Genomic DNA, 11,725 nt, shown 5'->3' with positions numbered 1-11,725 from the left:
GGCTCTCCATAAAATTAAATCGTTTATACTATATAGTGATAGATAGACTATCGAATGGAGGAAGCTGGCCTGAACAACATTAGATTATTCGCAGATAGCGTGTCGGATTTGCCGCAAGAATGGATAGAGAGGTATAACATTACAATCGTACCTCTTTATATTATTTTTAACGAGGAAGTCTTTCGTGACGGAATTGATATAACGACTGAGGAGATCTACCGGCGGGTGGAGGAAAACGGGGTATTGCCTCGTACGGCGGCGCCTTCGCCGGATGATTTCACGCAAGCATTTCAAGACGCTATCGACGCGGGAGATTCAGTGTTGTTTATCAGCATGTCTGCCAAAGTGTCTTCCACATACCAGAATGCCAGAATTGCCATGAATGATTTCCCCGAGGGGCGGATCACGCTCGTCGATTCCACCCACTTGTCCGCAAGCACCGCTATGCTGGTCATTATGGCTGCTCGCCTGTTGGAGCAGGGGAAGGATATGGACACGGTGGTCGCACATCTTGAGTCGCACCGCGACCGCGTCGAGATCGACATCCTGATCGACCGACTGGACTACTTGCACAAGGGCGGACGCGTATCCAGCATTCAGAACATGATCGGCAGCCTATTAAATATCCGGCCTGTGCTTGGCATTAAGCAGGGTCTTATTCTATCCACGAGAAAATACCGGGGCAAGACGCAAAAGGCGCTAGAGGGCGTCATGCATAATATAGTAGAGAATATTGAATCTATTGATCAGAATGTAGTCGTTATTGCTCAGACTGTAGCTGAGAAGGCGGCTGAATATATGCGCAATTACTTGCTGGAGCATACGTCGGTTAAAGAGGTTATTATGATCGAGGGCGGATGTACGATTTGTTCGCATACTGGGCCTAAGACGGTGGCGATTAGTTATTTGCGGAAGTAGGTATTTAGAACCGTACTGTTGTACGGTTCTTTTTTTATTTGAATATCAAAGTGAAAGAGTTTGGAAGAGGTGATTCCAGGGTATGCTGGTGATCATTTGTATGTACTTACAGGATAATGATGAAAGTAAAACAGAATCTGATCGAACGATATGGGGAACTCTTCCTGCAGCAAAGCCACCGTCTTCTGCACGAGTGCAATGTCGGCCAAGTTGTCCTATCGAACATACTGTCAGGACAAGACACTACTTTAACGGGTATGTGTCTTTTTGTCGTAAATAATCCATTTGGAATATAAGGTGAAAACAGTTGGAAGACCGTAAAAGGTGTGTCGTGGAAGCAGCGGAAGAATGAGTGTGAAAGGAGGCAGGATGAAAGTCTTACTAGTGGACTGCGATCCCGTCTGGCAACAACGTAAGGGGACGATATTCGATGTTGAGCTGACATGGAAGCATTAGCTGTTATGATTCTTTTCGTTGCATTTTCGTTTAATTTATTACAAAAAGTGCAGAAAATTGATATAATATCAAGGAATCAATTTAAAAAATCATAAACTATATACCACGCTATTATTTATCCTATTGAACAGGGGGTTCTTCACGTTGGCCAAGCATGTGCTTCCGATTGTCCATCCGCCATTGTATGGGCTGTTGAGTTGGGCGTACACCCTTAGCATCACAAGCTCGATGCCGAACTTCAATCCTTGGTTTTACAGCAACTTTATCCAAGTATGCTGTAACAAGTACTATCTGGAGGACAAGCAAGAATTGTTTTTCGATTTTTATCGAGGAGGGAATAACGAGCTTAATCACAATCCCTTCCTATTATCCAGCACGATTGATACACCTATGCTTTATGAGATTTTCAAGGAGAAGCTTCATCCCTTCTTGACCAAGAAGATTCAGGAGGGCGTCTATCCCGTATTATTTCTCGATGAATATCATATCTCCTACACCACCGCGTACCACGCCTACCCGTTTCCCCATCATGTGCTTGTCTACGGCTATGACGAAGATCGCCAAATCTACCACACCTATGGGTTCGGCAAAGACTTGCTGCTAGGCTATCACGAAACCACCTTTGATGAACTGGAGCAGGCTTTCCACTCCATCGACAACTACTTGAAAAACAACGCCATCTACGACCAACATAACTATTTCTTTACGCTGCTGCCTCACTTTGTCTACTCCTTGAATATCCGCTTAATCTACGAGCAGCTAGGGGAATACTTGCGTTCCGAAAGCAGCAACAATGATCAGAATCGCTACTTCTCGCCTGATAAAGAATTTCTGGCCTTCGGGATCGCCTGCTATGACCACTTGATCGAGCATTTCTACATCTTAGACCATCATCCCGAGTCCCTCGTGCGGGCGAACCCGCCCCGGCAGCTTCATCTGCTCTGGGAGCATAAGAAAATGCTAAGAAACCGCGTCGCCTACTTGCAAAAAGAAAACAAATTTCCGCAAGACGAAGGCTTGCTTCTTGAATTCCTTGAGCTGGAGGAGCTGGCCCATCATTCTCGCAACCTCTATGCCGAGCATGTCGTGAAGGGAATCCCGCAGGTGCATGAGCACATCAAGCATAATTTGGAGCGCATGCGGGATATGGAGCTAGAGCTGATCCCCAAGCTGATGGATCAACTAAAGCGGCATACGGAACTGCTCCTGCCAGCATAATGTAACTATCTACTTTAACGTGACGCTTAACACTGAAAGCCGCCTGTATGATTGAACAGGCGGCTTTTGGCCTATCTTCGGCTTACTTATACCAGCTGGCAACGTCCTGCACCAGTCCAAGCACTCTGTCCGCAAGGAGTCTTATTGTAGCCGAATCCTCGCTATTGGCATAGTCGAACGCTACATATAGCTCCGACTCGAACTTACCGAAGGAGCCTTCGATTTCATAAAAGCCTGTGGGCTGACGGTAATGACAAATCATTTCCAACCCTGACATAGAAGCTGCCAGCTTATCCATTCGAACGAGGAGACGTGTAGGGGACGCGATTATGCCGTCTTCCACGGACTGTGTATCATCTGCAATGCCAAATTCCTGGACTGGCCGATCCGGTTCAAATGCATATTGGTTCAGCGCAACCGTCAATGTCTGATCCATTCTGCCGATTGTCCGGCTGTAATTCAGCCCCGGCAGGTTTATAGTTCGGGCATCCAGCCTAATGTGCGCTTGCTCATCACGCCACTCTTCGGCGATGGCTTGAAGCAAGGTATGCGCCAATATATTTTCCACAAACCATTCGTCGTTTTCATCGCTGATGGAGGACAGGAGCAACTCCGACATATTCGCTCCGAGACTGACGGTGTATCTATGCATCGTTGTTTGGTTCATCCTGTCAATCTGAGGCTGTCCGCCACGTTTGGCTTCCTGCTCCTTCATTAATTGGGCATAAAGCTGGAACGAGTTTGTTTTGGCAGGGAGGCGAATATCTGTTGAAGCTACGGCCTGTTGGTAGGCCGATCCTAAATCCTCCAATAGAATGTTCCAGGAAAAGGCATCCATCACAAGCGGATCACCCATGAGGGCCAAATAATCTCCCGCATCTCCCTTGCACCAATGCGCCTCAAGACGCCAATCGGAAAATCTGCTCCTCCGGCGATCAGCTTCTTCCATCATTTGCTCCATATAAGAGATAATCGGCTGATCCTTCGGCAGCTCGCTTTGCTCGAACTTGAATAGTGGCGCGAACATCCCTTGATTATATTGAATGACTTCATCGCCTTTCGGAAAATAACCGATGCGAAGTGCGTCGTGCCTTTCCATCACGCGTCCTAGAGCAAGCGTCAGCATTCTCTCGTCAAAACCTTCAGGACAGTAGACGATGCTATAGTCATATACTCTTCCGCTAGAGCTGGAGCATGCTTTCGCCAGATACGCTTGCTGCCCTCGAATGAACTCCACCTTTCCTTCAATCGTGCCTGAGAACAGACTCCACTCCTGATGCTCCGAAGCCGTTCGTTTCATGAGAGGAGCGATGCTGGCAATCGTCTGATGCCGGAACATGTCTTCGACCTTCAGCTTCCAGCCTTCTTGCTCCAATTGGCTGCATACCCGAATGATCATAATGGAGCTGCCGCCCGAGTCAAAAAAAGGCTGGTTCCGATGGAAGGCACGGTGACCCAAAAGCTTCTCCCATACCGCAAACAATATGCCCTCCTGCTCATTATGCGGTTCGTTGTCATGTTCACCGCCAGCTGTGAAGTCTTGAAGTATGCCTGTGGAATGCTTAGTCGGATCAGGCAGCGACTTGCGATCCACCTTCCCGGTAGGGGTGAGCGGAATAGCTTCCAGACTCATGGTATAGGAAGGAATCAAATAGGCCGGAAGCTGACTGGCCAGATATTGTCGCAGCTTGGCTGCGTCCGGCTGTTCCTCCGCCACGATATAGGCGCAGAGCGCCAGTTCATCCTGTCCGGCAATCGGCACAGTGTGAAGGACGGCTTCGTGAATGCCCGGATAACGAAGCAGCACTTGCTCAATTTCGCCCATTTCAATGCGGAAGCCGCGTATTTTCACTTGAAAATCCCGTCGTCCAATATATAAGAAATCGCCATTCTGAAGCTTGCGTACGATATCCCCGGTACGGTATAGCTTCTCTCCCTTGCGATAACGATGGCGGACAAAGGCAGCCTCCGTCAGGTCAGGACGATTCATATACCCTCGGCCAAGTCCCGGCCCGCCAATGTAAAGCTCACCCGGCACACCGTCCGGTTGCAGTTGTCCATCGGCGTTCATGACGAGGAGTGGCGTTCCCGTTAGGCCGCGGCCAATGGTAATGGGATGCTGCTCCTCTGTAACCTCTTGTGCAGATGCCCATACAGTCGTCTCTGTCGGGCCGTATAGGTTGAATAGGCGGGCGGAAGGGGATAAACAAGCCTTTAGCGATCGCCAGATCGATGGGGTTAGCGGCTCTGCGCCAATCATAAGCAGGGTTAAACGGCTGAAAGCTTCGGTGGCCCCGCTTTGCGCTGACCACCATTTGTAGCGGGACGGGGTCAGCTGCAAGACATCGACTTGTTCCTTTGTCAGCAGAACCGACAGACGGGAAGGGTCGTTCTTCTCCTCTTCGCTAGCCAGCACGATCGTCATGCCGAGCGAGAGGGGCAATAAGGTTTCTACTATAAAGATGTCAAAGGACACTGTCGCAAGTCCCAAGATGCGTTGACCCTTCAGTAGCGGCAGCTCAGCCGCGAACCCGGCAAAAAAATGTACAAGTCCGCGGTGCTCAATCATGATGCCTTTTGGCCGTCCGGTCGAACCGGAGGTGTAGATGATATATGCCAAATTATCCATACCAGAGACAGGCTCAAGATCGCGGTCATCCTCATCATAGTTGGATTCCTCGTCCAGATGCCAGATCTTTTCTGCGTCTATATCCCCTTTAAGCTCCCGCTGCACAAGTAAGAAACGGCAGCCGCTGTCCCCCAGCATGAATTGCTTTCTATCCTCCGGAAAGGTCGGGTCAATCGCCAAATAAGCAGCGCCTGCCTTCAGCACGGCTAATATGCCAATAAGCAAATCGGGAGAACGATGGGCAATGATCACCACGATTCCATCGGGTGTCACCCCGCCAGTCCGAAGCGTACGAGCAAGTCTGTTCGCACGGGCATTCAGCTCCTGGTAGGTCATCGTTTTTTGTTCAAATATCAAGGCTGGAGCCTCAGGGGTAAGAGAAGCTTGCCGCTCGAATTGCTCATGCGCCATGAGACGATCCGTATCGTTGCGCGCTTGTAGAACAGAGGTAGCTAGCAGCGATTCTTCAATTTCTTGTTCAGTGAGCAAAGCGATTGAAGCCAACTCTAACTGAGGTTCGTCCAGCACCTGATCTACAATATGCAAGTAGTAACGCATATAAGCCTCGATCGTCACCGCCCGAAATAAGGAAGGATCATATAAAAGTTGCAGTTCAGCATCATAATCATCCATGCGGCATTGCAATACTAGCGGCAAAGAAGCGTCACCAGCGGTATGTCGGGAGAAGGAAGCATCTATATATCGGAACATGGTCGCATACAGCGCGTTCTCCAGGCCCGATTGCTTGAGATCGAACTTGGATGCAAGCTCCTCATACAGAAACCGGCTGTTTCGAAGTCCAAGTGAGCATTTTTCCTCCACTTGCCGCAGCAAGGCGGAGAAGCTTATTCCCTCATGCAAGCTGATCCGTATGGGAAGCCCGAACCGATTCGGCAGCGATTCGTTCGAATGAGGATCTATCTCAGACTCGATACCAATAATAATGTCACGGTCGCCGGTCAGCTTGTGCAGCAATGCGAATTGGCAGGACAAAAGCAAGGTCTGCTTATCCGTATGTTGCTGCAGCATATACGCTTCTACACGCTCCATTCTCTCGCTTCCCACATTTGTTGCAACTGCACTGCCTTTTTCAGATCGAATCTTTTCCGGCAACTTGTCATATGGCAGCTCCAGTTTTGGCAACGGCTCTTCAAGCTCCTGAAGCCAGTAGCTTTCCATCGTTTGGTTTGGCATGTTCGATTAGCCCCCTGAGTTTATCCATACTTGAAGAAACGTTTGTATGACCATAATGGGAAAAAGGATGTTTGATGTCGAAACGCAGCAAGAGAGGTACGGTGATTGTTCGAATACAAGTCATGAAAGGGGATTACAGTAAGGAAAGATTGTGACTGAGGTGAATTGCGTTGTAATTGGATTAATCAACTAATCATTTCCAGATTACTACTAATGTACAATGTCTAGAAACATTGTTCAATAGAAAAAAGTGAGTTATATATGATGAAGAGAAAAAAACGGCAGAAGAACAACACACTTCATTTTAAGTGAGTAAAATGTTGGTTGATGCGCTCTTTTAGCAAATGGGGACTGTTATCGTGCACGAGGACGGGTTTGGATCTGCTCGGCAGATCATAGAAGCATCCCTGAAGCTCCTTCTGCAGGCGAAGAAGCGATTTGTCAACTTGAAAAGACCTCTACCAACGTTCAGGTGGTCAATGCGGGCACATTGTTATTTCACTAATTTCAGTATATACTGAAATCAGTGAAAGTGGAAGGGTTTAAGGGGGAACGTCAATGACGCTGGAACTTCGAATGATAGAGAAGGATGGCTGCACGATCCATTACTGGATTACTCCTGAACATCGCGGCCCGTGGTTAATATTTATGCATGGCGCGGGAGCGGACCATCGGATGTTCGACGAACAGCTTCAAGCACTCGATGACAGATACGGAGTGCTGTTATGGGATGCCAGAGGGCATGGACAATTCAGACCGATCGGAGCAGACTTTAGCATTCAGCTGCTGGTTGAGGATATGTTGGCTATTATGAACAGGGAAGGCATAGAACGAGCCTCTTTTATCGGTCAATCCATGGGCGGGAATACGGCGCAAGAGATCGCCTTCTATCATCCCGACAGAGTGGAAAGCCTGATTCTGATCGATTGCACCTGCAACACCATGAAACTCTCGTTTATGGAAAAGCAGCTTATCAGTTTGACGCCATTACTCTTGTCCATGTATCCATGGAAAACGATGGTTGAACAAAGTGCTCGTGCCAGTTCAGTTAAGCCGAATGTTCGTGAGTATTTGCGAGAATGCTTTCATCTGGTTGGCGCCGCCGACTTTAAGAGGATATTCCTGGCGACGACGGCCTGTCTGCATGAAGAAGTAGGTTATCGAATCCAGAGACCGTTTCTGTTGGTTTGCGGAGTGCATGACCAGACTGGGAATATTAGGAAAAATTCGCCATTGTGGGCTGAACGCGAGCCTGCATGCGAATTTCACTGGATCGATCATGCAGGGCACTGCGCCAATCAGGATCATCCGGAAGCGTTCAACCAATTGATGATATCGTTTCTTGACCATCATAGTCCCGTTACTGCCAAGCCAATATGGAAGGAGAGGAATTCATTATGACAGAGAAGCAAGATGAGTTGAAGATATCTGCAGGTATCCAAAAGTTTATTGATAAAATGGGATTGTACTATGAAAGTTACGGAATCCCTCGGATTGGCGGGAGAATATTGGGACTGCTCCTGACGGCTTCCGAACCGATCTCGGCGGAAGCCATATCCAAAACATTGCAGGTGAGCAGAAGCAGCGTCTCTACGAATGTTCGCCTGCTGATTACCATCGGCATGTTGGACATCACTCAGAAACCGCAGGATCGAACGGATTATTTTATTTTGTCGGATGAGGCTTGGGTTAACGCGATACGGCTTCGAATTCAAGGGTTCCAGGAGCTTAACAGAATTGTCGAGCAGGGTCGTCAGGCAATGGAGAGCACCGGCCAAACAGGGAACACAAAGCTTCAGGAGCTCGAAAAGTGGTCGGAGATGATGCAAAATCTGCATCAGCATGCGCTCGAAGAGTGGAACGGTCCGAATAATCAGGGGAAATAATCACTAGTTATTAATAGCGTATATTGAACTTTGTTGCGCTCAGATTTAATTAATAGGAACAGGAACAGTGATGAGCTGTTCCTTTTTTAATTGTAAGCCCAGTATGGGCGTCATCGCTAAAGTGAAAGTCCCGAGCGGGGGTGGGCAAGCGCCTACCGGATTGGCCAAGGGCAAGGGTGTTCGCCACGAGGAGTTTGGGAGAAGCGGGAGGCAAAAGCACAGCCTGAGGTACATGAATTCATTTTGAGCCATAGGGTGTAGGGTTATTGTCGGATGGCCTCTGCATAGAGCCATTGCGCGAAGTTCGACGCCTGAATTCGGCGGAGGCTTTGCTTTCTCATATGGACTAATTAGACAGTTTGTCTATACTTATAGCAATTCTATTTTTTTAGAGGAAAATATTTATTTTTTAATTACATTAGTGCAAATAACGATTGGATTGATTTTTTTGACTCCTTGGAGAGATAGAAAGTCTCTCCTTACTGGGGCATTATATGCTGCAGTACTTTATCAGTTGATTTATTTTTCTCAACATTTCATGTGGGGGATAATTTCTAAATATTGGATCCAATAGGCTTGATCATTATTTATCGATTTAGAGGAAAAGAGGTGGCACATGCCCTGCCATATAAGAGTCAGGCCGACCGCTTTAATCATAAAAAATAACTGCATCTTGCTTGTGGAATATAAAGACGACGAGGGAACTCATTATAATTTGCCTGGTGGCGGGGCCGAATAAGGGAAACCATATTTGAGGGTGTGAAGCGGGAGGTCTAGCCAATCGGATATCAGGTGGGTACCCTTGGAAAAGCTCGATAGCATCATTTTATTTCCAAACATAGGAAAATAAATTGTGGAATATGTACATCGCCGAGAAATATTGAAATCATAGAAGACTTTAAGTTAGAGAGCTATTCAAAAAAGGTGTAAACTTGTCTAGCGCAAAACCGAAAAGTTAATCTAATAACAGAGAAGGCACTGGAACAAGTGTCTTCTCTTTTTCTTTATTTTAAGTTGTAGCTGCTTTTTGGATTGCTTCATAACGATGATTTTGGATATCCATTTCCAATCCAACTCTTGATAAACTAGCAAGTAACTCCGATAAGGAGTGACTGGTTGAGTGGGCTATTTGACTTTTGCCTCCGCTCAGCCCCTGGTTACGTGCTCGGAAAATAAGGAGGATGTCCCATGTATAAGGTTTTGGTATCAGATCCGATTAGCGATTATGGTTTGCAGCAGCTGGCTTGTGCGGCGGATGTGGAAGTGACGAAGAAGACGGGATTGAGCGAGGACGAGCTTATAGCCCTCATCGGTGCGTATGACGCGCTGCTCGTCCGTTCTCATACGAAGGTTACTCAGCGCATCTTGGAAGCTGCGGTCCGATTGAAAGTCATAGGCCGGGCGGGGGTAGGCGTTGACAATATTGATCTGCATGCTGCAACGATCCGGGGAATTGTAGTGTTCAATGCACCGAATGGCAATACGGTCACGACATGCGAGCATACCTTTGCGATGATGATGGCATTGGCTCGGCATATCCCGCAAGCTTATTCGACAACCGTTGCCGGAGCATGGGATCGCAAATCCTTTCTTGGCGTTGAACTGAGAGGCAAGATTCTTGGCGTGCTGGGGCTCGGACGTATCGGAATCGAAGTTGCCAAACGCGCCGCGGCATTCAGTATGACCGTCATTGGCTATGATCCCTTTCTAACAGAAGAAAAGGCGGATGAACTGGGGATCAAGCTTATGCCGATAGATGAGATCATGCGAAAGGCAGATTTCATCACGGTACATACGCCGCTAACGAGCGACACGCATCATATGATCGCGAAGCGGCAATTCAGCATAATGAAACGGGGAATGCGTGTGATCAACTGCGCCCGAGGGGGAATTATTGATGAAGTCGCCCTGCTCGAAGCGCTTGATGAAGGGATTGTGGCCGGGGCTGCTTTTGACGTGTTTGAGAAGGAGCCACCGGAGCCGAGCCATCCCTTTTTTACTCATCCAAATATCATTGTTACCCCGCACTTGGGCGCATCTACGATTGAAGCCCAGGAGAACGTAGCTGTAGCTGTGTCGAAGCAGGTTATCCACTGTTTGCGTAACGAGCCGGTTCAGCATGCGGTTAATATGCCTGCGATTCCGGCCGGGCTTCGTAACAGGCTGCAGCCCTACTTTACCTTATGCGATCAACTGGGCAAGTCGCTGGCTCAAATGACGGATGGCACTGTGAGGGAAGTGTCGATAGAATGCGCGGGAGGGCTAGCTGACACAGACATTGCGCCACTTGTACCCTATGCGCTCAAAGGGATATTGTCTCATCATCTCGGACCGGAACAAGTCAACGTGGTCAATGCCTTATATATGGCGAAGGAGCGGGGCGTCCAGATCAAGACACGCAAATCCTTGATTGCCCAAGGCATGGCCGATGAGATTACGATTCGATTAAAGACAACGATGGAAGAAAGATGGGTTACGGGGGCAGCCTTGGCTGGAGTCGGCGAACGTCTCATTCGTATTGGGCCTTATCCGGTAGAACTCAAAGCGGAAGGTTATATCCTGTTAATCTCACAGCTTGACCAGCCAGGGATCATAGGTCATGTCGGAATGTTGCTCGGGGAAAGCGGCATTAATATTGCTACGATGCAAGTTGGCCGGACCGAGATTGGCGGTTCAGCGGTCATGATCTTGAAAGTGGATAAGAAAGTACCCGAGCAAGTGATGAAAGCACTAAGCTCAATACCTGCAATTAAGCGTGTACGAGAGATCAACTTTAATTAGCCTTATTTGGAGGTAAGGCGACAGATACAATTGGCTTGCTTTGTATCAAGGAATGGCATTTTATTGGCCACTTGAAGACGAAAAAGGTTAAAGATGTGATCAAATTTGTAGTCTCCCTTTAATACCTCATTCTACAAGAGAGTTCATATCCTTTAAAACCATTTCAATTCGTTCATCTTCAGGATAGCCTAGACCCTCAGATATATAGAACATCAAGACATTTGCCACTTGATATCTTCTATGTGATATCACACTCGCTGTCGCTGTATTATTCTTAAAATCCTTTATTCCTTCCTTAACTTCTTCACTGGACGCATATACATATATACTGATTTTTTGTTTATCATTGACAATATAAGATTCAGGCTCGACACCATTTAAAATCATTTGAAATACATTATTCTTATTTAAATCTACTTGTTCTGCTAAAGGAACCCCATGCTTCTCAAATAATTCTTTTATCTGTACTAAGTTGATTACTTTCTCGTTATTTGTGCACCCTGTCATAATAGAACACAGTACTAAAAGTATCATTATAATCTTTTTCATGTCTGCCCCCTTTACAACTGTTCTGATTTGAAGAGATTTCATTTTGCTTTTTGCCATAAGGCTTCACTATTTTGGTCGATGCGTTCATTCGCTT

Annotated in this window: 7 protein-coding genes; 5 read left to right on the top strand and 2 right to left on the bottom strand. The window is 47.3% G+C overall.

Annotation, left to right across the window (positions count from 1 at the left end):
* Nucleotides 1-54 precede the first annotated feature (54 nt).
* Both D3P07_RS02380 and D3P07_RS02375 read left to right on the top strand, forming a co-directional pair.
* Nucleotides 55-918, top strand: a complete 864-nt coding sequence (locus D3P07_RS02380) for a DegV family protein (RefSeq protein WP_259391302.1) — start codon at nt 55-57, stop codon at nt 916-918.
* Nucleotides 919-1,518: 600 nt separating this feature from the next.
* Nucleotides 1,519-2,592, top strand: coding sequence for a cysteine peptidase family C39 domain-containing protein (locus D3P07_RS02375; protein WP_119798470.1), 1,074 nt, complete (start codon nt 1,519-1,521; stop codon nt 2,590-2,592).
* Between the two features lie 82 nt (nt 2,593-2,674).
* Here the strand turns inward: D3P07_RS02375 and D3P07_RS02370 are convergent, their stop codons facing one another.
* The gene (locus D3P07_RS02370) at nt 2,675-6,415 is read right to left on the bottom strand and encodes a non-ribosomal peptide synthetase (protein ID WP_119798469.1); all 3,741 of its coding nucleotides are present in this window, start codon (nt 6,413-6,415) and stop codon (nt 2,675-2,677) included.
* Nucleotides 6,416-6,973: 558 nt separating this feature from the next.
* On the opposite strand from D3P07_RS02370, the gene D3P07_RS02365 reads away from it, so the two are divergent.
* The 3 genes from D3P07_RS02365 to serA all read left to right on the top strand — a co-directional run bounded on the left by D3P07_RS02365 (nt 6,974) and on the right by serA (nt 11,082).
* The gene (locus D3P07_RS02365) at nt 6,974-7,816 is read left to right on the top strand and encodes an alpha/beta fold hydrolase (RefSeq protein WP_119798468.1); all 843 of its coding nucleotides are present in this window, start codon (nt 6,974-6,976) and stop codon (nt 7,814-7,816) included.
* Entirely contained in the window at nt 7,813-8,301 is a 489-nt protein-coding gene (locus D3P07_RS02360; protein WP_182914151.1) for a GbsR/MarR family transcriptional regulator, read from the top strand. Before D3P07_RS02365 ends, D3P07_RS02360 begins: the two co-directional genes overlap by 4 nt.
* A gap of 1,188 nt (nt 8,302-9,489) precedes the next feature.
* Nucleotides 9,490-11,082: a phosphoglycerate dehydrogenase gene (gene serA / locus D3P07_RS02350; RefSeq protein ID WP_119798466.1), complete on the top strand. Its 1,593-nt coding sequence runs from the start codon at nt 9,490-9,492 to the stop codon at nt 11,080-11,082.
* Between the two features lie 126 nt (nt 11,083-11,208).
* Here the strand turns inward: serA and D3P07_RS02345 are convergent, their stop codons facing one another.
* Nucleotides 11,209-11,631 carry a hypothetical protein gene (locus D3P07_RS02345; protein ID WP_119798465.1) on the bottom strand — a complete coding sequence of 141 codons (423 nt, stop codon included), beginning with the start codon at nt 11,629-11,631 and terminating at the stop codon, nt 11,209-11,211.
* Nucleotides 11,632-11,725 lie beyond the last annotated feature (94 nt).

Origin of the sequence: Paenibacillus sp. 1011MAR3C5, assembly GCF_003591485.1 — a bacterium.
Lineage (GTDB): Bacteria > Bacillota > Bacilli > Paenibacillales > Paenibacillaceae > Pristimantibacillus.
The sequence above is the reverse complement of the archived record's forward strand: the minus strand, read 5'-3'. Positions and strand labels throughout refer to the sequence as shown.